This window comes from Gordonia sp. VNK1, assembly GCF_040049135.1.
Classification (GTDB): Bacteria; Actinomycetota; Actinomycetes; order Mycobacteriales; family Mycobacteriaceae; genus Gordonia; species Gordonia oleivorans.
Window position 1 is genome coordinate 74,479 of the sequence record NZ_JBDZDJ010000023.1, and the last position, 24,680, is coordinate 99,158.

Annotated in this window: 26 protein-coding genes and 1 pseudogene; 15 read left to right on the forward strand and 12 right to left on the reverse strand. The window is 67.1% G+C overall.

Annotation, left to right across the window (positions count from 1 at the left end; all coding sequences use genetic code 11):
* Window positions 1-80: 80 nt before the first annotated feature.
* Complete coding sequence (locus tag ABLE94_RS21975; protein WP_348806045.1) at window positions 81-1,049, reverse strand: DUF389 domain-containing protein; 969 nt, start codon at window positions 1,047-1,049, stop codon at window positions 81-83.
* A gap of 50 nt (window positions 1,050-1,099) precedes the next feature.
* Window positions 1,100-1,921: a siderophore-interacting protein gene (locus ABLE94_RS21980; RefSeq protein ID WP_348806046.1), complete on the reverse strand. Its 822-nt coding sequence runs from the start codon at window positions 1,919-1,921 to the stop codon at window positions 1,100-1,102.
* 68 nt (window positions 1,922-1,989) lie between these two features.
* Here ABLE94_RS21980 and ABLE94_RS21985 point away from each other — a divergent pair, with 68 nt between their 5' ends.
* Window positions 1,990-2,601: a TetR/AcrR family transcriptional regulator gene (locus ABLE94_RS21985; protein WP_348806047.1), complete on the forward strand. Its 612-nt coding sequence runs from the start codon at window positions 1,990-1,992 to the stop codon at window positions 2,599-2,601.
* Between the two features lie 136 nt (window positions 2,602-2,737).
* Here ABLE94_RS21985 and ABLE94_RS21990 read toward each other — a convergent pair whose 3' ends face one another.
* The gene (locus tag ABLE94_RS21990) at window positions 2,738-3,745 is read right to left on the reverse strand and encodes a LacI family DNA-binding transcriptional regulator (protein ID WP_348809859.1); all 1,008 of its coding nucleotides are present in this window, start codon (window positions 3,743-3,745) and stop codon (window positions 2,738-2,740) included.
* A 135-nt stretch (window positions 3,746-3,880) separates the two neighbouring features.
* On the opposite strand from ABLE94_RS21990, the gene ABLE94_RS21995 reads away from it, so the two are divergent.
* Window positions 3,881-5,068: an acyl-CoA dehydrogenase family protein gene (locus ABLE94_RS21995; protein ID WP_348806049.1), complete on the forward strand. Its 1,188-nt coding sequence runs from the start codon at window positions 3,881-3,883 to the stop codon at window positions 5,066-5,068.
* Window positions 5,065-6,186 carry a CaiB/BaiF CoA transferase family protein gene (locus ABLE94_RS22000; RefSeq protein ID WP_348809860.1) on the forward strand — a complete coding sequence of 374 codons (1,122 nt, stop codon included), beginning with the start codon at window positions 5,065-5,067 and terminating at the stop codon, window positions 6,184-6,186. Before ABLE94_RS21995 ends, ABLE94_RS22000 begins: the two co-directional genes overlap by 4 nt.
* Before the next feature lie 28 nt (window positions 6,187-6,214).
* Here the strand turns inward: ABLE94_RS22000 and ABLE94_RS22005 are convergent, their stop codons facing one another.
* The 3 genes from ABLE94_RS22005 to ABLE94_RS22015 form a co-directional block, all read right to left on the reverse strand.
* Window positions 6,215-6,823 (reverse strand): HD domain-containing protein, encoded by a 609-nt coding sequence (locus tag ABLE94_RS22005; protein WP_348809861.1) that lies wholly within the window; start codon window positions 6,821-6,823, stop codon window positions 6,215-6,217.
* Between the two features lie 110 nt (window positions 6,824-6,933).
* Window positions 6,934-7,230 (reverse strand): YiaA/YiaB family inner membrane protein, encoded by a 297-nt coding sequence (locus ABLE94_RS22010; protein WP_348809862.1) that lies wholly within the window; start codon window positions 7,228-7,230, stop codon window positions 6,934-6,936.
* 84 nt (window positions 7,231-7,314) lie between these two features.
* The gene (locus ABLE94_RS22015) at window positions 7,315-9,042 is read right to left on the reverse strand and encodes a GMC oxidoreductase (protein ID WP_348809863.1); all 1,728 of its coding nucleotides are present in this window, start codon (window positions 9,040-9,042) and stop codon (window positions 7,315-7,317) included.
* Window positions 9,043-9,215: 173 nt separating this feature from the next.
* Between ABLE94_RS22015 and ABLE94_RS22020 the strand changes: the two genes are divergently transcribed.
* The 6 genes from ABLE94_RS22020 to ABLE94_RS22045 all read left to right on the forward strand — a co-directional run bounded on the left by ABLE94_RS22020 (window position 9,216) and on the right by ABLE94_RS22045 (window position 14,769).
* Complete coding sequence (locus ABLE94_RS22020) at window positions 9,216-10,028, forward strand: DUF1206 domain-containing protein (protein WP_348809864.1); 813 nt, start codon at window positions 9,216-9,218, stop codon at window positions 10,026-10,028.
* Between the two features lie 126 nt (window positions 10,029-10,154).
* Complete coding sequence (locus ABLE94_RS26545) at window positions 10,155-10,577, forward strand: glycosyltransferase family protein (RefSeq protein WP_348809865.1); 423 nt, start codon at window positions 10,155-10,157, stop codon at window positions 10,575-10,577.
* The gene (locus ABLE94_RS22030; protein ID WP_348809866.1) at window positions 10,523-12,205 is read left to right on the forward strand and encodes an ArnT family glycosyltransferase; all 1,683 of its coding nucleotides are present in this window, start codon (window positions 10,523-10,525) and stop codon (window positions 12,203-12,205) included. Before ABLE94_RS26545 ends, ABLE94_RS22030 begins: the two co-directional genes overlap by 55 nt.
* 52 nt (window positions 12,206-12,257) lie before the next feature.
* Window positions 12,258-13,589, forward strand: coding sequence for a flavin monoamine oxidase family protein (locus tag ABLE94_RS22035; RefSeq protein WP_348809867.1), 1,332 nt, complete (start codon window positions 12,258-12,260; stop codon window positions 13,587-13,589).
* Window positions 13,571-13,789: a hypothetical protein gene (locus ABLE94_RS22040; RefSeq protein WP_348809868.1), complete on the forward strand. Its 219-nt coding sequence runs from the start codon at window positions 13,571-13,573 to the stop codon at window positions 13,787-13,789. The genes ABLE94_RS22035 and ABLE94_RS22040 overlap by 19 nt, the downstream gene beginning before the upstream one ends.
* 146 nt (window positions 13,790-13,935) lie before the next feature.
* On the forward strand, window positions 13,936-14,769 hold the full coding sequence (locus ABLE94_RS22045) for a hypothetical protein (protein WP_348809869.1): 834 nt from the start codon (window positions 13,936-13,938) through the stop codon (window positions 14,767-14,769).
* A 10-nt stretch (window positions 14,770-14,779) separates the two neighbouring features.
* On the opposite strand, the gene ABLE94_RS22050 is transcribed toward ABLE94_RS22045, so the two are convergent.
* The gene (locus ABLE94_RS22050) at window positions 14,780-15,286 is read right to left on the reverse strand and encodes a nitroreductase family deazaflavin-dependent oxidoreductase (protein ID WP_348806060.1); all 507 of its coding nucleotides are present in this window, start codon (window positions 15,284-15,286) and stop codon (window positions 14,780-14,782) included.
* Between the two features lie 523 nt (window positions 15,287-15,809).
* On the opposite strand from ABLE94_RS22050, the gene ABLE94_RS22055 reads away from it, so the two are divergent.
* Complete coding sequence (locus ABLE94_RS22055) at window positions 15,810-16,295, forward strand: DNA glycosylase family protein (protein ID WP_348809870.1); 486 nt, start codon at window positions 15,810-15,812, stop codon at window positions 16,293-16,295.
* 64 nt (window positions 16,296-16,359) lie between these two features.
* Window positions 16,360-17,445: an AI-2E family transporter gene (locus tag ABLE94_RS22060; RefSeq protein WP_348809871.1), complete on the forward strand. Its 1,086-nt coding sequence runs from the start codon at window positions 16,360-16,362 to the stop codon at window positions 17,443-17,445.
* An 83-nt stretch (window positions 17,446-17,528) separates the two neighbouring features.
* Here the strand turns inward: ABLE94_RS22060 and ABLE94_RS22065 are convergent.
* Window positions 17,529-17,912, reverse strand: a pseudogene (locus ABLE94_RS22065) (type 1 glutamine amidotransferase domain-containing protein); the annotation flags it as partial.
* Between the two features lie 73 nt (window positions 17,913-17,985).
* On the opposite strand from ABLE94_RS22065, the gene ABLE94_RS22070 reads away from it, so the two are divergent.
* Complete coding sequence (locus ABLE94_RS22070; RefSeq protein WP_348809872.1) at window positions 17,986-18,132, forward strand: hypothetical protein; 147 nt, start codon at window positions 17,986-17,988, stop codon at window positions 18,130-18,132.
* A gap of 19 nt (window positions 18,133-18,151) precedes the next feature.
* Here the strand turns inward: ABLE94_RS22070 and ABLE94_RS22075 are convergent, their stop codons facing one another.
* On the reverse strand, window positions 18,152-18,991 hold the full coding sequence (locus ABLE94_RS22075) for a Cof-type HAD-IIB family hydrolase (RefSeq protein ID WP_348809873.1): 840 nt from the start codon (window positions 18,989-18,991) through the stop codon (window positions 18,152-18,154).
* 215 nt (window positions 18,992-19,206) lie between these two features.
* Here ABLE94_RS22075 and ABLE94_RS22080 point away from each other — a divergent pair, with 215 nt between their 5' ends.
* Window positions 19,207-19,482, forward strand: a complete 276-nt coding sequence (locus ABLE94_RS22080) for a hypothetical protein (protein WP_348809874.1) — start codon at window positions 19,207-19,209, stop codon at window positions 19,480-19,482.
* A gap of 27 nt (window positions 19,483-19,509) precedes the next feature.
* Here ABLE94_RS22080 and ABLE94_RS22085 read toward each other — a convergent pair whose 3' ends face one another.
* The 3 genes from ABLE94_RS22085 to ABLE94_RS22095 form a co-directional block, all read right to left on the reverse strand.
* Window positions 19,510-20,001, reverse strand: coding sequence for a nuclear transport factor 2 family protein (locus ABLE94_RS22085; RefSeq protein ID WP_348809875.1), 492 nt, complete (start codon window positions 19,999-20,001; stop codon window positions 19,510-19,512).
* A gap of 164 nt (window positions 20,002-20,165) precedes the next feature.
* Window positions 20,166-21,080 carry a hypothetical protein gene (locus tag ABLE94_RS22090; protein WP_348809876.1) on the reverse strand — a complete coding sequence of 305 codons (915 nt, stop codon included), beginning with the start codon at window positions 21,078-21,080 and terminating at the stop codon, window positions 20,166-20,168.
* A gap of 260 nt (window positions 21,081-21,340) precedes the next feature.
* Entirely contained in the window at window positions 21,341-22,576 is a 1,236-nt protein-coding gene (locus ABLE94_RS22095) for an oxygenase MpaB family protein (RefSeq protein ID WP_348809877.1), read from the reverse strand.
* 184 nt (window positions 22,577-22,760) lie between these two features.
* On the opposite strand from ABLE94_RS22095, the gene ABLE94_RS22100 reads away from it, so the two are divergent.
* Both ABLE94_RS22100 and ABLE94_RS22105 read left to right on the forward strand, forming a co-directional pair.
* The gene (locus ABLE94_RS22100; RefSeq protein ID WP_348809878.1) at window positions 22,761-23,693 is read left to right on the forward strand and encodes a S1 family peptidase; all 933 of its coding nucleotides are present in this window, start codon (window positions 22,761-22,763) and stop codon (window positions 23,691-23,693) included.
* Window positions 23,694-23,730: 37 nt separating this feature from the next.
* Window positions 23,731-24,591, forward strand: coding sequence for a serine hydrolase (locus ABLE94_RS22105; RefSeq protein WP_348809879.1), 861 nt, complete (start codon window positions 23,731-23,733; stop codon window positions 24,589-24,591).
* The last annotated feature ends 89 nt before the right edge of the window (window positions 24,592-24,680 follow it).

A 24,680-nucleotide genomic window follows, 5' to 3' on the forward strand; every position in this document is an offset into this window, starting at 1 on the left:
TCCGACACAAGTGTACGGCTACCACGCAACGGAATTCAGCCCGCGCAGGCGGCCCCTGCTCGCACGCGCACGTCCGTTCCTCAGGTGGTCGGCGGCGGAACCACCGCACCGCGGACATGTGCCGCACGACGGCGCGCCACCGGCGCCCAGAGCATTCGTTGTGTCCACAGGGTGAACCAGCCGGCCACGGTCATTCCGACGATGTTCACCAACAATTGCAATGCCGAACCTCGTACCTCATGCCATTCGGCGAAGGCCGCCGCCAGGGCGATGTTCCCGGCGGCCGGAATCGTGGTGACCGAAATGAACACCCCGGCCAGGCCGCCGAGGCGCGCCGAGGTGATCGAGAGGATGCCGGCCACCGCGGCGAGGACCGCCACGACGAACGACCACCGGTCCGGTGAGTAGATGAAATCGGTCTCCGGGTGGTGCTGCAGATCGTCGAGGTCGACCCATCCGATCCCGCGCATCACCCAGGACAGGGCGTATGTCACGGCCATCGCGACCGCGAAACCGACCACCAGGGTGCGTGCGGACATGCCGAGCAGATTCCATCGCCGGAGTACCAACGCCACCCCGAGCGCCGAGATCACCCCGAACTCGGGTCCGAGGACCATCGCCCCGATCGTCAGGATCTGTGAATCCAGCACGATGGCGATGGCCGCCAGCATGGTGGCGAGCACCATGAACCCGAGGTAGGTGAAGTTGAGTTCGGAGTCTGCGTAGGCGCGGCGACCGACCTGCGCCCACACGACGGCATCCGAGCCGAAGCCGGGCGCCGCGCGTTCGGCCTCCAGGGCGTGCCGGGACAGGAAGGTCTCCACCTCTTCGGCGCGGACGCACCCGTCATCGGCGACGCCCATGCTCCGCAGGGTCATGATCAGGTCGTCGGCGGCTTCGCGCGCGACGTCGAGGGTGATGACGTCGCCCTGCGGCTTCACCGACGCACCCCGCATGACCGCCACCGAACTGACCGTCTCATCGTCGACGACGAGGTCGAGCACACCGGCGGTCTGTGCCGTCGGCACCGAGATCTCGAGATGGAGCATGCCTCATTGTGGCGCCTGGTCGGCGTCGTCACGCCTGCGAAACACCGGGTTCAGATGTCGAGTGCGAGATCGTCGAGTTGTGCGAGACCCTCACCGCGGGCCAGGAGTTGCTGATAGGCGGCCAGGCGCACGCGGTCGATGTCGGTGTTGCTCACGCCCTTCTTCCAGTAGCCGAACACCGCGACGTCGTCTTTGCCGAGTCCGACCGAGTTGCGGAAGTACCGGCGAATCGTGCGCATATCCTCGCGTTCGCCGGCGGCCCACACCACGACCTCGGCGGGATGCTCGATTGTCCGTGCCGCGGCTTCGAGCCCTCCATCGGCGACGGTCACCCGGTGCACGGCGATCTGTGCCGAACGGGGCAGTTCGTCAAACGCAAAGTCGCTGTGGCTGAGGACGAATGCGTCGGCTCGGCGATGCGACGGCCACTGGCGGAGGATCTCATACAGCGCCGGGATCGCCGAGTCATCGGCGAACAGGACCGCGTCGGCGCGGCCCTCGGGTACCACGAAGTGAGGTCGTGGCCCGACGATTGTCACCTGATCGCCCGCCCGCACTGCCGCCGACCACCGCATCATCGGACTGCTGGATCGATGCCGGACCACGTCGAGGGTGATCAGCGACCGGGATCGGTCGGCGTCACGGACAGTGTAGACGCGCGACGCGTCGTCGAACCGCGGTCCCAGATTGACCCGGACGGCCACGTTGGGTTGCTCCCAGGTCGGATCCGTTGCGGCATCACCGATGTCGATGGTCAGCCGCATCAGATGCGGGTCGGGACACTCACGCGCGACGACCGTCGCGGTCAGCGTCGTCAACTCGCCGGCGTGGTCGTCGTTCTCGAGCACGTCATCGGGCTTGTCGGCAGTCATCGATCCCACCTCTGCTTGGTTAGTTTATGGACCCTCTACTTATTTAGTATAGGGGTACTATACAAACCATGGGAAGCGTCGGCCGGCCACCAACGATCAGCGCCGAGAGGATCGTCGCCGTGGGCACCGAGATCACCCTCCCCGCGATCACCTTTGCCCGCGTCGCCAAGGAACTCGGCGTCACACAGCCCGCCCTCTACAAACACGTCTCCGGCGTCGACGAACTCAAACGGCTGATCGCCGAGCACATCTTCCTGTCCTGGGCTCTTCCGGCGCCGTCCGCAGATGACTCGCTGCCGACCTATCTGTTCGGCTTCGGCCACTCGATGTATCTACTGGCGCAACAGCATCCGGGGATCACCGGCTTCCTCACCCGGCGCGATGACACGACACCCTCGATGGTCGACAAGATCGCCGAGCACCACCGCGAGGTTGCCGCCACCTACCGGCTGCCCCGCGCCACCGCGCAGTGGCTGTTGTCGACCATCGCATTTCACTGTGTCGCACTGGCCGACACCTTCTACGCCACCCGCGACGGCGCCGCAGACCACGACACCGGCGACGCCGATCGCGAATTCGACTGGGGTCTGAAGTCGTTGATCCTGGGATCACTGCGCGTTCTCGACATCGACACCGAGCCCCCGCGCGGTTGGACCTTGCGACGGCCGCGGATCCACTGAACGGCGAGGTCCCTGTCAACGTTGAGGCGAGCGCTGTCAACGTTGAGGCGAGCGCTGTCAGTGATGGCAAGAGCGCTGTCAGTGATGGCAAGAGCGCTGTCAACGTTGAGGCGAGCGCTGTCAGTGGGTCCAGGGATCAGGTGGTGGCACGCATCACGAGTTCGACGGGCAGCCGGATGGTTTCGGGTTCCCGGCCCTCGACGAGGTCGAGGAGTCGCCGCACCGCGGTCTCACCGATCCGGTGGGCGGGCGAGCGGATCGTGCTCAGCGGGACCGGCAGTTGTGCGACGGTGGGGATGTCGTTGAACCCGATCAACGCGACGTCGTCGGGGATGCGGATGCCGAGGTCGCGGGCGGCGCCCATCACGCCGATCGCGACCGTGTCGGAGACCGCGAAGATCGCGCGCGGTGGGCGCGGCGCGTCGAGCAGTGCCCGGCCGGCCGCGACGCCCCCGTCGACGCCGAAACTCGACTCGACGATCCGCTCGGGAGCCAACACGACGCCCGCGGACTCCAGCGCGGAGACGAACCCGGCCGTCCGGTCCCGGCCGGTACTCGCATGCGCCGGACCGGTGATCACCGCGAGGTCGGTGTAGCCGCGATCGAGCAGGTGCCGCGCGGCGAGGATCCCGCCGTTGCGGTCGTCGGCGCCGACGAACGGCAGTCCGGCGTCGGCGTGCCGGGTGACCGTCACCATCGGCAGATCGCGAACCGGGAGTGACTCGATGAACGGCTTTCCGGGGATGTGCAGGCCACCCAGCAGCAGGCCGTCGACCTGACGTCCGGCGAGCATTTCGATCGCCCGGCGCTCGGCGTCGAGATCGTCGGGCGGCGACGACAACAGCACCGAATACCCCGCGCGCGTGGCGGCCTCCTCGATGCCCTGATAGGTGGTGGCGACGACGCCGTCGGTCAACCGCGTCATCACCGCCCCGATCGTCGTCGTCTTGCGCGTCCGCAGGCTCGCCGCCCAGCGGTTGGGCTGATAGCCGAGTTCGTCGGCGATCTCCCGAATCCGTCGCGCCGATTCCGACCAGCCACCGGCCGGCTCACTCTGCCGCAACACGCGCGACGCGGTCGACACGTGAACTCCGGCGCGTTCGGCGACCTCCTTGAGGGTCGCCACCCGCGGGGTGCTCGACATCGCCGCACCTTTCCTCCCTGATCCGCCGACTCCCGGACCAACGCCTGCCACCCTCCATCTTGACGGCACGCCGTGATGCTGCCTACAGTAGCCACCAGAAATCGATTGTGCAATCGTTCTTACCAGGAGATTTAGATGTCCAAGCCGCAAACATTGAGCCAATTGTTCGCCCTCGACTCCCTGCTCGACGACGAGGAGATCGCGATCCGCGACACCGTCCGGAAGTTCGGCGACGAGCGCCTGCGGCCGCACATCGCCGACTGGTTCGAGGACGCCACCCTGCCCGCCCGCGACCTCGCCGTCGAACTCGGCTCACTCGGCGCGTTGGGCATGCACCTCGAGGGCTACGGCTGCCCCGGCACCAGCGCAACCGCCTACGGGCTGGCCTGCCTGGAACTCGAGGCCGTCGACTCCGGCATCCGCAGCCTGGTGTCGGTGCAGGGATCACTGGCGATGTTCTCCATCCACCACTGGGGCAGCGAGGAGCAGAAGACCGAGTGGCTGCCGCAGATGGCGGCCGGCACCGCCATCGGCTGCTTCGGTCTGACCGAGCCCGACTTCGGATCCAACCCCGCCGGCATGCGCACCAACGCCAAGCGCGACGGTGACGACTGGGTCCTCAACGGCACCAAGATGTGGATCACCAACGGTTCGATCGCCGACGTCGCCGTCGTCTGGGCCAACACCGACCTCGAAGATGGCGCCCGCGGCATCCGCGGCTTCGTCGTCCCCACCACCACCCCCGGCTTCTCCGCCCCGGAGATCACCAAGAAGATGTCGCTGCGCGCGTCGGTCACCTCCGAACTCATCCTCGAGGACGTCCGCCTGCCGGCCTCGGCGATGCTGCCCAAGGCCCGCGGATTGTCCGGACCGCTGACCGCCCTCGGCGAGGCCCGCTTCGGCATCATCTTCGGCGCCATCGGCGCCGCGCGCGACTGCGTGGAGGTGGCCGTGGAGTACGCGCAATCCCGCGAGGTCTTCGACAAACCCCTTGCGGGGTACCAGATCACCCAGACCAAGCTCGCCGACATGGCTCTCGAGGTCGGCAAGGGCCACCTGCTGGCCTATCACCTCGGTCGCCTCAAGGACCGCGGCGAGATCACCCCCGAGCAGGTCAGCACCGGCAAGCTCAACAACGTCCGGGAATCCATCGCGATCGCCCGCGAATGCCGAACCATCTTGGGCGCCAACGGGATCACCCTCGAGTACCCGGTGATCCGACACGCCAACAACCTGGAGTCGGTACTCACCTACGAGGGCACCTCCGAGGTCCACCAGCTGACCATCGGCAAGGCCCTGACCGGTGAGGGTGCGTTCCGGTGAGTGGCGCTCTCGGCGGGCTCGTCGTCGCCGACTTCGGTCGCGTGCTCGCCGGGCCGTACGCCACCATGCTGCTGGCCGATCTCGGTGCCGAGGTCATCAAGATCGAACGGCCCGGCTCCGGTGACGACACCCGCAGTTGGGGTCCGCCGTGGGTGGGCGATCAGTCGTCGTACTTCCTGTCGGTCAACCGCAACAAGCAGTCCCTGTCGGTCGACCTCACCGATCCCGACGGGCTGGCCCGGGCTCGAGACCTGGTGGCGCGGGCCGACGTCGTCGTCGAGAACTTCCTGCCCGGCACGATGGACCGCCTCGGCCTCGGCTACGACGACGCTCGAAAGATCAACCCGGACATCGTGTATTGCTCGGTCACCGGCTTCGGTGGCAACAATCAACTACCCGGCTACGATCTGCTGATCCAGGCCGTCGGCGGACTGATGAGCATCACCGGCCCCGATCCCGACACCCCCACCAAGGTGGGTGTGGCCATGGTGGACGTGATCACCGGGTTGCATGCGACGGTGGGAATCCTTGCCGCCCTTCGTCATCGCGACGCCACCGGCGAGGGTCAGCGCGTCGAGGTGAATCTGCTGTCGTCGTTGTTGTCGGCGTTGGTCAATCAGTCCTCGGCCTATGTGGCCGCCGGTGTGGTGCCGCACGCGATGGGCAACCGCCATCCGAGTATCGCACCGTACGAGGTGTTTTCGGCATCGGACCGCCCGTTGGTCCTCGCCGTCGGCAACGACCGCCAGTTCGCCTCCCTCGCCAAGGCCATCGGGCTGCCGGATCTCGCTGTGGATGAACGGTTTTCGACCAACACGGCACGTGTGGCGCACCGTGAGGAACTCGGCCGCATCCTCAACGACGCCCTCGCCGCCGACACCGCCGACAACTGGTTCACCGCGCTGACCGCCGAACGGGTACCGTGCGGCCCGCTCAACGACATCGACGACGCCATCGCGCTCGCCGAACGGCTCGGTCTGGCACCGGTGATCACCATCGACGACGACCGGCGCGATGCGCCGATCACGCAGGTGGCCAACCCGATTCGGCTCAGCGCGACGCCGGCGACCTACCGGTCGGCGCCACCGCTGCTGGGTGAGGACGACCCCGGGCGGTGATGCACGTGGCAGACCACGACCGCCCGGATCATATCCGTGCTGCGGCGGCGGGCAGGACAATCGTCGGGTCGGCTGCGACGAGTCGTCGGCGGACCCGATCCCGCGCAGCTCGGAAGTACGGTGCCCGACGATCGTGCGCACGCGCGTTGGGTGACTCGGACCCGTGGCGTGCGAGCATGTCGATCATCCGGTCCTCGACGAGCATCACCCGCCCGCACGGTCCGGCGGTTTGATCGGCGATGGTGAGTGCATCCGACAGCGCGTCCTCGGTGAAATCGAAAGCCGCGAGCACGGACCCCAGTCCACGTTCGTCGGCGACGAATCGGGCGCCGGAGTGATGGGCCACCAAGTCGGCGATCAGCTTCGGCCACGTGTGCGCGCACAGATAACGTGCCCCGTCGACCGGGTGGAATCCGGTGTCGCGGAGTGCCGGGACATATCCGATGTCGTGGAGCCAGGCCGCCGCGACGAGGATGTCGCGGTCGGCCGGGTCGACGGTGATGGCCAGCTTCTCGGCCTGGGACGCTGCCGTGACGACATGATCGAGGCGCCGAGGGTCATCGGCGAGAAGTGTCTCGGCCAACGTCTGCGCGGCACCGACGAGAGAGATCCGCGGTTCCTCGGCAGTCGTATTCACACGTTTCCCCGATCGCCACTGATTGACGAATCGGACGGTACTCCTGATTGCGTCCACTTGCCGGGTAACGCGTAGCCGCACGCACCGGGGGGACCGACCCACGATTCGCGTCAGGCGATCTTGCCGAACGGGTCGTGTTCGGCGATGAGGCGATCGACGCGGGCCTCGTCGAGCCGGACGCGAACGGACTCCTGCTCCTGCCGGTCGCGGACCACCTTGGCGAGGGTGAATGTGCTCGAGGTCAGAAACAGCAGCGTGATGGCGAGGAAGCCCCGCTGCCACGGGTCGATCGGGAGGTAGAAGATGCCGACACAGGCAGTGGCGAGACTGACGCCGAAGGCGATGGCGGCCTGCAGGAAGAAGGCGGCGGTGGTGGCGGTACGGGACACATCAGCGGAAGAAGTCATGCGATGAGGATGACAATCCAGGGGGTCTGTGGAATGGGTGAATCTACCCAGATGGCGTGGGTAGATGGCGCGGACCAGGTGGCGTCACGCCCCCCGAGTGATGATCTCGGCCATGTTGCGTTCGGCCACCGCGGTGATCGTCAACGACGGATTGGACGCACCCGCCGAACCCGGCAGCATCGCGCCGTCGTTGACGTAGAGGTTCTGGTAGCCCTTGACGCGGCCGTACTCGTCGCATGCGGTGCCCAGTGTCGCGCCGCCAAGGCAGTGGGCCCACGTCAGGTCCGGTTCGTAGACGACACCGTTGACCGGGAGCCCGGAATGGTCGGCCAGCCGATGCCCGATCCGCACGCAGTTGGCCGCCACGTCGCCGTTGCCCGCGGCAGGCCAGTCGAGCACCACCCGCCGAGTGTCGCGGTGATAGCGGAAGGTGCCACGGGAATGGTCGACGGAGGTGATCCCGACCTTGATGGCCGAGGTGTCCAGTGCAGCCGCAGCTGAGTCCAGTGGGCCGAGCGAGAAGGTGCTGTTGACGACGGCGCGGGCGAACGGACCATCGGTGTCGAAGAATCCCTGTGCGCCGACCGCCGACTGGGTGTCCTTGCGGGTCCCGCCGAGCGCGATGTCGATGTTGCCGTTGCCATTGTTACCCCAGCCGGTGCCGATGTGCTCGTTGAGGTTCGGCAGGGTCCCGGTGTCCCGGGCGGCCACCAGCAGCCGGTTGGTGCCGAGGCAGCCGGCGGCCAGGACCAGACGGTCGGTGGTGAGGACGCGGCGGGCAAGGATGTCGCCGTAGGGGCTGACGTAGTCGACGTCGAGCACGTAGCGACCGGATCGTTCGATGTGGATGGCGTTGACCTGATGCCGGGGATGGATGGTGGCCTTGCCGGTCGACTCGGCGCGTGGCAGGTAGCTGAACGTCAGTGAGTTGAGCGACCCGTTGGAGTTGGCCAGGGCACTGCTGGTGGCCATCGGCTTGGCCCGCCCGGCGATCTCGTCGCGCACCACATTCCACCGCCAGTTGCCCGGCAGGGCATGCGGTTGGTAGCCCGCCGATCGGGCGACGCGTGCGAAGTCCCGGGCGTTGCTGAACGTGTGATCGCGATACACGTCCGCCGGTACGGTCGTAGCCCCCAGTCCGGCAAGGGCTTTCGGGTACCAGACGCGCGCCATCTCGTCGTAGTCGACGGTGCCGCCGAAGACCTCGTCGAACGGTGTGCGTTCGGATTGTGCGGTGATGCCGATGTAGACCACCGACCCGCCGCCGACGGCCGCACCGCACAGGATTGCCGAGTTGTGATGCCAGCTGATCTCGAAGATGCCGCCGAAGTCGTCGACCGCGGCCATCGCGCCGAGGGTCTCGGCGTATGCGGGCACCGTGAGCGTCGAATCGGGTGCACCGTCGGCCAGGGACTGCTGCGCATGCCACAGCATCCGTCCGTCGAATCCGAAGATCTCGCGCCACGGATCATGCGGCCATCGCGAGCCCCGTTCGAGGACGGTGGTGGCGATTCCGGCCTCCGCCAAGCGAAGTGCGCTGACCGCACCGCCGAATCCGGAGCCGATGACGATGGCCTCGGAATGCTGCGGTGGCGCCGGGACCGGCCGGAAGATCTCCGGGACGAGACGTTCGTACACACCGCGGCGAGGTGGTGCCGCGGCACCACGTCCGGCCGCCAGAAGCCCACTGCCCCAAAGGGCTCCGGACATGCCGGCGGCCACCGCGCCACCGGCCGACATCCTCAGAAACGATCGACGATCCATGATCACCCCACCGAGTTCGTCACCGCAGATCCGCCTCCCCGCGGTCATCTGCAGTGTCCCCGACCCAGTCAGTACGCCGGTCACCATACCCTGTGGCGATGCACCGCGGCAGTGCACGGGACGGCGACGCGGTGACTTGCCAAGACGGCGAAACCCATGACCCGACGCGCCCGGCGGTCCATCCTGGTCAATGACCGTCCACCACCAGGCGAGGATGCCCGATGACCGATCACACACCCGCCGACGCCGTCCGCGGGGCCACCGACAGCGAGTGGTTCGAGCGGCTCGCCCGCGCGGGGCACGTCGTCAGCGGTTTGCTGCACCTGCTGATCGCCTACATCGTCGCGCGCCTCGCCTTCGGCGATCCGGGCAATGCCGATCAGTCCGGGGCGCTCGGCCTGTTCGCCTCCACGCCCGGTGGCCGCACCGCCCTGTGGATCGCGGTCGTCGCCTTTGTCGCGATGGCATTGTGGCGCGTCGCGGAGGTGATCCTCGGCCCGCATCCGGCCGATCCGGCGCCCGACGATGACGACGGCTGGCTCGACCGCGCGAAGGCGGGCGCACTCGCCGTGGTGTATCTGGCGTTCGCGTGGTCGGCGGCGCAGTTCGCCCTTGGCCATGGGCAATCCAGCGGCCGTCAGAATGCCGGTCTGAGCGCACGATTGATGGGATCGGCGCCGGGCAAGGTCCTGCTCGTCGTCGTCGGGCTCGTGATCATCGCGGTGGGCGCCTACCACGTCTACAAGGGTGTGACGCGATCCTTCTTCGACGATCTCAAGATCGACGAGAACGACGCGGTGAAGGTCACCGGGATCGTCGGTTACACCGCAAAGGGACTGGTGCTGGCCGGTGCCGGACTACTCGTCATCGTCGCGGTCGCGACCGTGGATCCGTCCAAGGCCACCGGCATCGACGGGGCGGTGAAGACCGTCGCCGGGTGGCCCGCGGGGCAGGTGCTGCTCGTGGTCGCCGCGCTCGGACTCGCCGCCTACGGGATCTACTGTCTCGTGATGGCGCGGTACGCGCGGATGTGAGGCGACCGGACCAAAGGCACCGCATACCAGACACTTCCGGCCAATCCCGCACCTCGGAGCGGATTGGCAGGAAGTTGCCAGCCGATCGACACCGACCATCGAGGAATCGTCCGCACGATCGATCCCGTGAGTTTTCTCCACGCCCAGCCCGTGAGTCCCGACACCGCGTCCCCGCCAGCCGGAAACCCGGAAGCCGCGTCGACGAAACCGACGGTCCGCGACCGCATCCTGCTCGCCGTGCTACTGGTGGGCGCTGCCGTCCTGTATCTGGCGAACATCACCGCCAACGGCAACGCGAACACCTTCTACGCCGGGGCGGCGTGGGCGGGTTCGCGGAACTGGGAGGCGCTGCTGTTCGGGTCGGTCGATCCGTCGAACTTCATCACCGTCGACAAACCACCACTGTCCCAATGGGTGATGGGGGTCTCGGGGCAGATCTTCGGTTTCTCGTCGGCGAGCATGCTGATCCCGCAGGCACTGATGGCGTCGCGTCGGTGTTCCTGGTCTATGCCATGGCCACCCGGGTCAGCGGACGCACGGCCGGGCTGATCGCCGGTACCGCACTGGCACTCACCCCGGTCGCGGCAATGATGTTCCGCTACAACAATCCTGATGCGGCGATGGTGCTGCTGATGACGGCGGCCGCCTACTGCACGGTGCGTGCACTGCCCCGAGCGTCGATGAAGTCGCTGATATTGGCCGGGGTGGCATTGGGATTCGCGTTCCTGGCCAAGATGCTCGAAGGTCTGATGATCCTCCCGGCGCTGGGTCTGGTCTACCTCGTCGCCGCACCCACCACGTGGGGGCGAAGATTCGGCCACCTGCTCGCGGCCGCCGGCGCGATGGTGGTGTCGGCGGGATGGTTTGTGCTGCTGACCATTCTGTGGCCGGCATCCTCACGTCCGTATCTGGCCGTCTCCACCGACAATTCGTTCATGAATCTCGTCCTCGGATACAACGGGCTGGCCCGGATCGAGGGCCGCGAGGGCGGACAGCACGGTGGCATGCGGGCCGGGGGAATGGGTACCGGGGGGATGGACGCGTTGACACAGCACGGCGCGACCGGCGCCGGTGGTGATGGCGGTCGCTTCGGCGGTGGGGGTGGCATGTTCGGCTCGTCGCCGGGCATCACCCGACTGTTCACCGGGGAGTTCGGTGCGGAGATCTCATTCCTGCTCCCATCGGCACTGATCGCCTTCGTGCTGCTGCTCGTGCTCCGCGGCCGCCGCCCCCGGACCGACCTCGTCCGCGCCACCACCCTGCTCTTCGGTATCTGGCTCATCGTCGACGGTCTGGTGCTGTCGTTCATGAACGGCACCACCCACCCGTACTACAGTCTCGCGATCGCACCTCCCATCGCCGGACTCATCGGCGTGGGCGCCGTGCGGCTGTGGCGGGCACGCGAAGACACCGATGCGGTGCGCGCCGGCATCGGGCGGTACGGGCTCGCGGCGATGGTGCTCGCCGGCGGGATCTGGGGATTCGTGATCCTCGACCACGCGCCGAGTTGGCAACCGTGGCTGCGGTGGCTGGTCCTCGTCGCCGCGATCGCGTCGGCCATCGCACTGATGATTCCGGCGTGGTCACGTCGCCGGATCGCGGTGATCGCCGCCGGAGTCGGTCTGGCCGCACTGATCTCGGCACCCGCGGCGTACGCGATCAACGGCGACACCGTCGCCCACACCGGCGGTGGGCCGTCGGTGCTGCCCACCTCGTCGTCGACACATACCGGCGGCTGGGGCGGTGGTTCCGGTGGACGGACCGGATCGGCCGCGGGCGGTCAGTCGGGGACGCGTATGGGCGGATTCGAGAACCAGGCAACACCCGCGCAGCTGACCGCCATGCTGCAGGGCTCGGGCGCCCGCTGGGCCGCCGCGGTCACCAGCGCGAATGCAGCCTCCGGCATCGAGCTCGCCGCCAAGGTGCCGGTCATGGCCATCGGCGGATTCAGTGGCAGCGATCCGACGCCGACGCTCGCACAGTTCCAGCACTACGTCGCCGACAAGCAGATCGGCTACTACCTGGTCGCAGGGACCGGCACCTCTGCTGGCGGAGCAACCCCGGGTGGTCCGATGGGCGGGCGCCGTTCCGGTGTCGGCACCGCCATCAGCGAATGGGTGACCAGCACCTATCACGGAGTCCGAGTCGGCAATTACACCGTTTACGATCTGAGCTGATCGCGCGTAGGTTGGCCTCATCGAGGTCAGGAGGCCTGAGGTGACGCACCAGATGTCTCGTCCCGACGCGGTGGTCGTCGGGGCGGGAATCGCGGGCCTGACCGTGGCCCGGCTGCTGTCTCGCCACGGTCGATCGGTGGTGGTGCTCGAGGCGCGTGACCGGATCGGTGGTCGTGTCCACACCGATCGCTCCGACGGGACGGTCACCGATCTCGGCGCCTCGTGGATTCACGGCATCGACGACGCCCCACTGTTCGACGCGGTCCGCGGGTTCGGGATGCGATCGGTCGAATTCACCGTCGGCAGTTATCAACCCGATTCCCGGCCGATCGCCTACTACGATCCCGACGGCCGACGCCTCGACGCCGCCGCCGTGGCGGCCTTCGCCGCCGACATCCGAGGCTGCGATGCACACCTGTCGCGATACATCGCCGACATCGGCTCGGGCACATCGTATGCGGCGGCCATGGAAGAGCCCCTCGGCGCGGTGGGCTGGTCGGCGGGACGAATCGAGCGGGTCCGGGAATTCCTGCACCACCGTACCGAAGAGCAGTACGGCGTCGATGCACACGATCTCGATGCCCATGGACTCGACGACGACGAGACCCTCGGTGACGAGGTGGTCTTTCCCGAGGGCTACGGCGTCCTTGCCGACTCCCTGGCGGTCGGTCTCGATATTCGTCTGGGACACATCGTCACTCGCGTCCAGAGGGATGCCGACGGTGTTGTCGTCCACACCGATCGGGACGTCGTCGACGCGGCGGTCGCGGTCGTCACCGTTCCGGTGGGCGTGCTCAGATCCGGCACCATCGTGATCGAGCCACCGCTGCCCGAACCGGTTGCCGGCGCACTCGGCCGCCTCGAGATGAACGCCTTCGAGAAGATCTTCCTGAGGTTCCCGGAGAAGTTCTGGGACGACGACGTGTACGCGATCCGGCGTCAGGGCCCGGCGGGAGCGTGGTGGCATTCCTGGTATGACCTCACCGCACTGCACGGCACCCCCACCGTGTTGACCTTCGCCGCCGCCGACTGCGCACGAGCGATTCGTGGGTGGGACGACGCGCAGATCGTCGAGTCGGTGCTCGACGCACTTCGGGACATCTACGGCGACGCGGTTTCCACACCCACGCAGGTGAAGGTAACCCGTTGGCAGGACGACCCTTTCGCGCGCGGCTCGTATGCGTACATGACCGTGGGTTCGACGACCGCCGATCACGACGTCCTCGCCACGCCGGTCGGTGGGGTGCTGCACCTCGCCGGTGAGGCCACCTGGACCGACGATCCGGCCACCGTCACCGCGGCGCTGATGTCGGGCCACCGGGCGGCGTGCACCATCCTCGGACGCGACATCCCGATCGAGGACCTGTGGACACCGGCCTCGTGATGTTCGTCCTGGTCCTCGGCTGCGGCGTGGTGGCCGCGGTGTGCGCCCTCGCCGCCGCTTACGTGTACCTGGCAGGCGCGGGTGACGATGTGCACGGTGACCGGGTCGACAGGGACCGACGGGCCCGCCAATGGCTGATCGGCACAGTTGTTTTCGGTGTCGGCGCCATCGTGCTGCGGTTCGTGTGGGCGCTGATGTGACGGTGGTGTACGTCGGAGGATCCCCCGCACCCCGTGGTCCCTGTACCCCGAAGAGATGAAAGTTCACCCCGAGGGGCCGTCCGCGGATCGTCGCGTGCGGGTTGCCGTTACGATCATCGCCTGTCGAATGAAAGGCCCTCATGTCCATGCGTTCTCGCACGTACGCCCACCGCCGGTGGGCGTTGCTCGTGGCCGCGGTGACGGCCGTCCTCGCCGGCGCCGGATGCAGCGCCGAGACGGGAACCGCGGTTCCGGAGAACGCGGCGGTGTCAACGGTGGGCGGCAGTGGCGCTACCGCAAGCCCGACGGCGACGGTCGATCCATGTGCCGGGGCATCGGGGACCTGCCAGGTGGTACGCATCGTCGACGTTGACGGTGACGGCACACCGGATCCGGTGGCGATCGCGTACTCCTCCGATGCGCCTGCACCTGGGATCGCCTTCGGCACATCGCACATCACCACCCGGGTCGGGATCAACGGAACGGTCCACTCGGTCACCCAGAATGTGTCGGGCAGCGCCTACACGACCCCGCTCGACATCTTCCGCGGCGCATTCGCGATCAGCCGCGCGCACGGCGCCGATCTCGCCCTGCATCTGGTCCGGGGGCAGGGCAATGCCGAACAGTTCTCTGTGATCGGCTGGAACGGAGCCGAATTGGTGCCATTGCCCCAGCCGCCCATCCCGGGTGCGACGAGTATGGCCACCCCGGGTATCTGGTATCTCGGTTCGTCGCACGGCAAGCAGGATTCGATCGTGTGCCGAACGCCGGGCGAGATCGCGGTCGTCAGTCTGAGTGCGGCGACCCAGGAAGGGATTCCGATTCCCGGCGGCGGCCGGCGAACGGAGAACTACTTCACCTTCAGCGCGAATGCGTGGCAACCACGCGGGTCGGACACCACCGCCGACAGCAGCTTCTCCTATGCCTGGGATGCGCACACCAACGCGTTTCGGTGCACCCCGCTGGGCACCGCCGGGTGAGCGTGCGCCGTCACACCGCCGTCAGACGGAACACACGGATCTCGCGATCCGTACGCCGCCGGTATTCGCCGTAGACCTCGATCAGATTCGCCATCTCGCCGAATACCCGGTCCCGTTCCTCACCGTCGAGAAGGGTTGCTTCCGAAGCGATTTCGGAGTCGCCGATCGTCACCCAGCAACGCGGATCGGCGAGCAGGTTCCAGGTCCAGGCGGGATGGTGCTCCTGCCCGAAGTTGGAGCCGATGAGGAAGATGTGCGGATCCTCACGGTAGTAGAGCAGCGGGGAGGTCCGGCGCTCACCCGACTTGCGTCCGATCGTGGTCACCAGCGCGGTCGGTGCCGCGATCGGCCCGAGCGTGGTGAATCGGCCGTGGGAGCGTTTCATCAGGGCCCGGTCGAGCGGGGTCATCGTGCGGATCACCCACGAGCCGGGCTTGGTCTTCGCGAACGCGACCAGCGGCGCACGCAGCGGACTGGTCTCCGATCCCCATCGGACGTCGGGGTAAGGCGTTCCCATGGCGTGACTCCTCGGTGTGTGATCCGGCTGTGGTGTCCCAAGTGTGCGGGATCGCGCATCCGGTCCGGTCCGGATTCATCACAATCCGCGACTGTCGGAGGGTCGGCGTAGCGTCGCCTCCACATTCCCGCGATCGGAGCATGATGGCCACCCACACCGTCACCCACCTCGTCCTCGGTCCATGGTCGCTCGACGTCAGTCGGGAGTTCTGGGAAGGATTCACCCCGTCGGCATTGCGCGGCGCCCAGGAACCGGGTCGGCTGTCGACGGTGTTCCGCGTCGACGCGGACTGGTCGGCGGCGCACGTCACCGTGGAGCAAGACGATCAGGACGCACACATCGTCGTCGACGGTGATGGTGACCTCGATGCCGCGGCGACGCAGACCGCACGGTTCCTCGCGCTCGACGTCGACGCCCGCGGGTGGCCGGAGGTCGGGGCGCGTGATCCGGTGATCGGGGCGGCGCAGGCATCGCTTCCGGGACTGCGGCCGTGCGGTTTTCACTCCGCTTACGAGGCCGCGGCGTGGACGGTGCTCTCCCAGCGCATCCGCATCGTGCAGGCCGCGAAGCCGCGAAGCTCCGTGCCGACATCACCACCCGGTACAGCGGCGACGGCGCGTTTCCCGCGCCGTCCACCCTGGCCACCCTCGATCTCGACCTCCCCGGCCGTAAGGCCGAGTATCTGCACGCCGTCGCCGAGGCGGCCCTGGACGGACTCCTCGACACCGGCCATCTGCGGTCGATCCCGCCGGCGGAGGCGGTGTCGGCGCTACAGGAGATCAGAGGCATCGGCCCGTTCGCGTCGGAGTTGATCGTGCTGCGCGGAGCCAACGCTCCCGACATGGTGCCGACGCACGAGCGGCGGCTCGAGGCCGAGGTGCACGAACTCTACGGACCCGACCGCATGGTTGCCGACGTGTCGGAGGCGTGGAAACCGTTTCGGACCTGGGCGTCGGTGTATCTGCGCGCCGGCCGCGAGCACCGCATGCACGAGATCACCGGCGGGTGATTAACTACTGCGTGCACGATGTCCCCTCGCAACCCGGTCGAGCGTCGCGCGTGAAGGAAGTGTGATGGGTGTGGCAGAGCGGTCGGGCCCGACGAGAGCATCGACGTTGCGTCGTGCCGGCGTCGCGAGTTGGTCACTACTGGGAGTGGTCGCACTGATCGTGGTTGCGGCCACGGCGATCGGTGCGGTCAGTGGCATCCTCGTCCCGCTGGTGATCGCGATCATCATCGGTCTCGTCCTGGAACCGTTGAAGGAACGACTCGAACGGTGGGGTCTCCCGTCGACGCCGTCCACGATGGTGACACTGCTGGTGGCGGTGGCGGTCGCCGCGGCCACCATCGCGATCGTCGTGTCCGGGTTCCTCGACCAATGGCCGGAGATCTACCGTCAGCTCATCGGCGGGTGGAACGCCTTCGTGAAGTGGGCGGGCGATCTCGACATCGACGCCCAACTGCTCGAGCATGCCCGCGCAGCCTTCGAAAGCCATGCAGCACAACTGGGTCAGGGTGCGCTCGGTGCGGTCACCAGCACCTTCTACGGCGTGATCTCCCTGATCATGGGCACCTTTTTCGCGCTCTTCTTCCTGTTCTTCGTCCTCCGCGACGGCCAACGGTTCTCGACGTGGCTGGCCCATCGCGCCGACCTCGACCCGGCCGAGGTGGAGCAGATCGCGGCACTGTCACGACAGTCGATCCGGGGGTACTTCCGCGGCACCGCGATCACCGCCATCCTCACCGCCCCGATCTTCATGATTCCGCTGCTGATACTGGGAATCCCGCTCGCCATCCCGATCTTCGTCCTGTACTTCTTCATGTCGTTCATCCCCTACCTGGGGGCGTGGCTCACCGGCGCCTTCGTCGTGCTCATCGCCTTCGGCACCGGCGGACCGACGGCCGCGCTGATCATGGGGATCACCTTCATCGTCTCCAACGGCACCATCCAAAGTGCCGTCAGCTCATGGGCACTCGGGTCGTCGCTGCACCTGCATCCGGTGGCGGTGCTGCTGGCGACGATGATCGGCGGAACCGCGGCCGGCCTGCTCGGCATGGTCCTGGGCCCGCCGGTGCTCGCGGTGGTGACCAAGTCGATCGCGGCCATCCAGGAGATGCGGAGGCCGGCCGCCGAGGACGCCCCGAGCGAGGCGACCTGATCGGGGCGCCGCGTCACTCGTCCTGACCAGTCGACGGAGTCTGCTCGTCCGGCGCCTGCGCAGCCTGCCGCTCACGGTGACGACTACCGGGTGAGGAGCGCGGCCACCTTCTTCGCCGTCTCCTTCGCCGAGCCGGGATTCTGGCCGGTGACCAGGTTTCCGTCGACGACGGTGTAGGAGACGAACGGCAGCTTCGCCTTCTCGTACAGGGCGCCACGGACTTTCGCCCGTTCTTCGGCGTTGTACGGGACGAGTTTGTCGACGCGGGCGAAAGCCTCTTCCTGCCAAGCGAATCCGGTCATGTGTTTGCCTGCGATGAGGTAGCTGCCATCGGAGAGTTGCGTGTTGAGCAAACCGCAGTAGCCGTGGCACACCGAGGCGACGACATCGCCGCGCTCGTAGATCTCGCGGGTGATGCGTTGCAGCCCTTCGCTATCGGGAAAGTCGTACATCACGGCGTGGCCACCCGGTGAACGGACCCTGGCCATCACCGACCTCGGCGGCGAGCGGTATCTCCTCACCATCGACACTGTGTCGTCGGTGCTGGCGAGCAGCCTCGCCGACGGCACCATCACCGAGCCCCTCGACATCGACGGCTACCTCGCCGACGAGATCATCCAGTCGGCACTGTTCGGCGGGGTCATCTACCGGACGCAGGTCCGTCGGCGACCGGAGTTCACGGCGTGAGCCCGGCCGGGGATCGAGCTCACCCGATATCCGACAACCCCAGCGCCGACCGCACCGTGCGCACCACCCCGTTCTCCTCATTCGACGGCGCCACGAATCGCGCCGCCGCGAGGATGTCGGGGTGTGCGTTGGCCATGGCGTAGGACCAGTCGGCGGTGCCGAGCATCGCGAGGTCGTTGAGGTAATCGCCGAAGATCATGGTCTGTGCCGGGGTGATGTCGAGGCGGTCCTGGATCGCGCGGACGGCGACGGCCTTGTCGACGCCGGGTGCCATCACGTCGAGCCAGTGGTGCCCGGACACGACGACCTCCTTGGCCCCGCCGACCGCCATGATGGCCGGCGCGGTCACCGACTCGATGCCGTTGAAGGCGTAGACGGCGACCTTGACGAGTTCGGCATCCACCGCGGCGAGATCGTCGACGATCTGGTTGGCGAAGTAGTACGGCTCGACCTGTTCGAGGAACTTCTCGTCGGAGCGTTCGACGAAGGAACCGTCGGGCCCGCACAGCACGACGCCGAGGTCGACGCCCGACGCGGACAGCTCGCGGGCCCGGGCCAGCACCGCCTTGGCGACGTCGCCGTCGAGGGGTGCCACGCGAAGCTTCTCTCCGTCCCGGGCCACCACCGATCCGTTTTCGGCGATGACCACCAGCCCCGGCACTGCGTGACCGAGCTGATGCAGCAGTGTGGCCGCCTGCCGGCCGCTGGCCGGACTGAACACGATGCCGCGGCGGCCCAGTTCGTCGAGCAGCGGCCACAGCGACTCCGGGATCTGTTTGGCGCCGTCGAGCAGGGTCCCGTCCATGTCGGAGACCACCAGGCGGACGTCGTCGGGTACGGGTGGCAGTGGGGTGTTCATCGCCCTCCATCGTCGCACTTGTCGTCGCGCCGGTCCGTCGTGAGGCTCGCCGGCGTTCGCGCGGTCCCTCCCGGCTCGGGCGAGTCGTCTCGGCTCGTGAAGGTCGTCGACGGCCCGCGCGACCCGAGAACTCTCACGGCAGCCTGGCGCGACCCGCGCGAGGTACTACGCCTTGGGCACTCGGACCACGTCGGGCGTGACCACGGAGATTCGGCTTGACCCACGTCGTCGCACGCGGTGGACTCGACGCAGGTGGCCGAGTCGGAGAGCAGGGAACCCAGATGCTGGAGATCCATTACAGCCAGAACAACGGACCGGAGAAGGTCGCGACGTATGACAAACCCAGCGACTTCCTCTCGGTGGAGTACCTGGAGGTGCCGCCATTCGCCGACAGTGATCGGGTGCTGCGGGTCCTTCTCGACGGCGAGGAGTTTCCGCTGGCGGACCGGACGATCGGTGGATTGTTCACCGCGTTGAGTGCCCGACCCTGACCGATGCGGGTGTGGCGGGCCACCCCGTCAGCTGGCGGCGTCGGCGACGAACGTCCCGGGCGTGATGACCGTATCGGGAGGTAGCGGCCGCCGCATCGACCATCGGTCGGTGAACCGGCACGCCGCGATCTTCCACTCCCCGTCCTCGATGACGTAGTCGTCGTCGTAGTCGCCGGTCATCAGCAACTCGGTGTCGTCGAGGAGGCTGACCTGCCGAAATCGTAAGGACCATCGGCCGACGGCGGTGGTGTCACCGGTCACGGTGATCTCCGGGTGCATGCCGTGATGCATGTCGTAGACGGCGTAGGTGCCGTCGACGCGCAGCAGCGCGATCGACCGGAACACCTCGACGAGGTCGTCGGCATCGTCATAATTCCCGAGCGGGCCGTAGTCGATCCGCGCACCGTGCCGGATGAAGCAGGAGCGGAACGTGTCCGGGTCCTTGGCGTCGCAGGCCCGCCAGTAGCGGTACTTGAGCCGCTTGATCGATTCGACGGGATCGGTCGCGACGCTGCTCATCGTCTGATTGTCGCGCGGCGCAGACGGCCCCGTCCCCGGCTTCGGGCTACCAAGTCGACGGAACGATCACGCTTCGTGATGACTCCAGGACTCCAGTTGGGCTGCGATCTCCTCGAGATCCCCGTCCTACCCGGCGTCCTCGGAGTCGACGCGACCTGAGTCACTCAGCGGGCCGAGGCCGTCCGGCTTCCTGCACCCTCACCGGCACGGACATGCTGCCGAAGCTTCTCGATACCGTCCTGTGCGCCTTGGTAATACGCCTTGGGCACGCGGAGCACGTTGGGCAACGCCTCGGTGTGATCGGACACCGCCGACGGCCAGAATCCTTCGGCGTAGGTCGCCGGGCACTCCTTGGTGACGACCTCCAGCACCCCGGACAGGGCACCGCAGCGGTAGGTGACGTCCACGATGTCGGCGAACGGGATGACCTCCAGATGCTCCCCGACGGGTAGATCGGTGGTGCGGCCGGCCTTTCGGATGACGACCCGGTCGGTAAATGCGGCCAACTGGCCGTGGCGTCCGCAGTTGAGGATCATCCACGGGTATTCGTCGGAACCGGTGGACCGCTCGATCGCGGCCCACTGCGCGGACGTCATGGGCTCGCCGTAGACGGGTACGCGACGCCGTTCGCGTCGGCGGGAGCTGGTGTCGGCGGACTGGCGGGCTTCGGATCGCCATTGGTCGAGCGCCGGGCGCACGGCCTCGTCGGCGCCGTCATGCCGCAGGGTATCGAGGAAGTAGGTGAGGAAGTCCATTTCCTCACGATGGAACTCGCCGAAGCACTGCGCCTTGTCCGCGGTACGGATCGTCAGTGTCGGAATCATATGGGCGGACACCAATTCCACGTCGACGATCTCGTCGGCGGCAACCGCCATCGTGATCACGTCTCGTCGCGATGGAGCGGCCGTGTGGAAACCGAGGACCCGAGCGTTGGTCACGGCCACACCCTCGACAGTGGGCTTGAGACGATGCGCCGAGACAAACGCGACGATCACCTCCCCGTCGAGGAGATGCGGCGCCAGGCAATGCTGCCAATGCGCCGCCTTCAATGCAGAAATGGCCGGACTCAACTTGCTCACGTAGTGCAGAATACGCTGGACGGCCACGCGTCGCAGCCCGAGCAGACCACCCGGACATCGGTGCGCCACACTTCGTCAGAAGGTCCTCTGACCTGCGGACTTTCGTCCCTTGCGGATGTCACTGACGTCGCCCTCACGTCGCCCGAGCACACCCAGTGGATGATCCGGAGATCACTGCGAGATCACCGAATCCTGTTGTCTTACAGCGCTTTCCTGTGAATGTCGTTGTACCCCAACAAGAGTGCTGCCGGCGCCTGCGGCTACCGATGGTCGAGTGTGCCGACCTCCGCCGCGTCGTCACCGAAGTGGCGGTAGCGGGCTCGGCGGCTCGACCGCTCCCCCAGGAACTCCAGGTACCGCTCACCCATGGGGGTCCGGCCAATGATCCGGTAGTTCAGCGTGTTTCGTGCCCATGCGGTCCCGAAAGCCCACGGCAGCGTCAGCGGCTGCCCCAGGTCGCGCATCCCTCGGACACCGAGAAAGCCCTGCAGCATGCTCAGAAGTCGCAGTCGCGCATAGGTTCCCGACGCCGCGGGAAACCTCTTGTAGTGTAGGTCCTTCTGTGCGTTCACCAGGGCGGTGGTCAGTTCGGCTCCGGCGTCGGTGACCTCTCCCTGCGCAAGCAGGATGGCGTAGCTGAATTGGTGTTGCGCCACTTCCTCATCGAAGAGCCAGTCCTCGTCGACACCGATCAGCCAGCCGACGTACTTCCACAGGTGCATCAACGCGCGGGAGTCCTCATCGCTGACCGGGACACCGAGTGCGCGCACGCCCATCAGCAGCGTTCCGCTGAACAGGCTGAGTGTGGCGGCGAGGTCGGCCTGATTGATCGGAAGGCCGAATTCCTCGATGTCCCAACGACCATTGTGTTCGAAGGAGTCGTTGACCAGGGCGTGCATCAGTCGCACGTGGACGGTGAGTTTCCAGCCCTCGCCGGAACGTTGCATGCTGCCGCGCTGCCCGACAGCGATTCCCCAGGTCTGGGTTTCGCCGAGGCGGCGCATCGCGGTGGACCCGGTGAGGCCGCCGGTCGCGACAAGGAGATCCGGCGGCCCGCCGAAGCGGTAACCACCGATCAAGGACAGTTGCAGCAGAACATCATTCGCGTTCTGCCCCAGGCGTCGGTAGACTCCGGCGCCCTTCTCGCAGAGCTCGCGGTCGACCCAGTCCGGGGTGGCCTCGACGGTGGCGAAGAACTCGCGGAGCGCGGGCGGCGCGTCGGTGGGCACGCCGTCGTCGAGGGCGTCGCGGAACTGCGCCATGCTGACCCGCTCGGGTGATTCCCGTGGTGCCCGCATGGCGCGGACCAGAGCCGCCGCGGGTTCGTCGCGCATCATCATCCGCCGCCCGATGGTCTCGAGTTCGGCGGCGGTCGGTTCGCGCAGGTTCATGTAGGTCTTCAGCAGGCGGCCGATCCGACGCCCGCGACGCTCCGCGGACCGGAATCGGCGCGGTGCGTGCGTGTCCGCGGGCGCGATGGGATCAACGGTAGTCATGAGACGAAACTACCCATTCGTCTCAGCAGATGCAACGGTGGCCCCGCACGCAGAGGGCGACGCCGGTCGGGTAGTCCACTACTCGTTCGGTTCCGCGCCGGCTCCGACACACTCGATTCCCAAGAGCCGCCGAGGACCCGCTCCGAGGTCAGGGTGCCACCACAGACACACGAAGGAGACGCCCATGGATGTCGGTCAGGACATGCTCGACGCCAAGGACGCGCTCGCCACCGTCCTCCGCGGTGCGCTGCCTTTCCTTCCCGGACTTCTCGCGGTCGACGTCGGCTTGCGTACCGACGACGGGGAACTCACCGATGATCTGGTCATCCGCGTCATGGTTGCCGATATCGAGCGGATTCCGGCCGGGCTCGATGGCCTCATCGCCGGTGCCGGATTCCCGGTGAGTGTCGTCGAGCGTGCGCTGACACCCCTGCTCGACACGGCGCCACACGACCCACTGCTCGGCGGCATCACCATTCGCGCGGCCCACGGTGGCGCGCTGATCCAGCACGGCGCCGGCACCCTCGGCGGGTTCGCCTCCGACACGCTGTTCGGTGGTGTCGTCGGTGTCACCTGCGCCCACGTGATCGCCGAGAGCGATCAGCAAGTCCTCCAGGGTGATCCGATCTATCAGCCCGACAGCACCCGACACGTCGGGCGGCTCTACCGGTGGCAGGCGTCGACCGACATCGCCGTCTTCGCGGTCGACAACGTCGGATTCGACGCCACGATCGCCGACATCGGCAGTGTCGGCGGCATGGCCCGCGCCGAGGTGGGCGACCGGGTCCGCAAGCGTGGACGGACGACGAACCTGACGCTGGGCACGGTCAGCGGGATCGGGCTGGCCCCGTTGGGGCGCGGTACCCCGGCCAACAGTTTCGAGATCTGGGCGCGCGACATCAGTGCCCCCATTTTCTGCAAACCCGGCGACAGCGGTTCGCTGATCGTCAACGACAACGACGAGGTGGTGGGCATCCTCACCCAGAAGGGGATCGAGTACAGCCGCATCGTCACGATCGGTTCACCGCCGGACGGCGCCATCTCCGGGTTCGCCACCCAGATGGTGACCGAGGGTGCGTTGATCGGGGCGGCCGACTCCGTCGGCATCGCCTTCTAGACACCACGCCCCTTCTGGACCACAACAAGGACTGCCGATGCTTCCCTTTCCCGACGCGAAGAACGATCCCCTGATCCACGACCCGGCGCTGCAACAGGCCTTGGACACGGCGATGGCCACCACTCCCAACCCACCGAATGCGGCGCCGATCGCGATCGTCGACCTCCATCCGGACGGCACCCGCGGCTACGCCGGCCGACTCGAATTCATCGAGTGCTATTCGGCCAGCATGCTGAAGGTTGTGGCGATGTATGCGGCCTTCGAGTTACGGAAGGCGAGCAACGATCTGCTCGCCGCGACGGTGCCGGCGGCGGCCTTCCAGGCGCTGCACGACGGCTTCGACGACGTGCTCCGGACGAACCGCTTGCCGCGCCTGGCGGCCCTTGCCGACCGGCACCTGCTTCCCAAGTACGATCAGGTCTTCGATTACGATCCGGCCACCAACACGGTGAACTTCTCCCAGACCTTCTGGAACGATCTGTTCGGCGCGATCGCACTCGGAGACAACGCCTCTGCCGGAAGGTGCATTCAGCGCCTGGGCTTCGGGTACGTCACCGGAGCCGCATCGGAGGCGAACTTCTTCGACGCGGATACCGAAACGGGACTGTGGTTGTGCGGCGACTTCGGCATCGGCTATCCGCCGCAACGGATTCCGTGCAGCAATGACGGTCCGACCGCTCAGGGAGCGAGCGCCTACCAGATGGCGAAACTGTTCACCCTGCTTGCTGATTCGCAGTTGGTCGACCCGGGCAGCGATGCGGCGATGCTCGACCTGTTGCAGCGTGCGGTCATCAATCTGCATCTGTTCCTCAACCGGGACACGACCGTCGGATACGTGACACTGCACAGCAAGATCGGCTCTTATGACGTAGTTGTGGGTGGGTTCGGCGTGGCGTGAGGGCGCAACGCCGTTGTCCTGCTTAAGGTTTGGTTTGCGAAGACTAAACCTGAGGAGTTCCGGCGTTGCGCATGTCCAGTGTAGTGCAG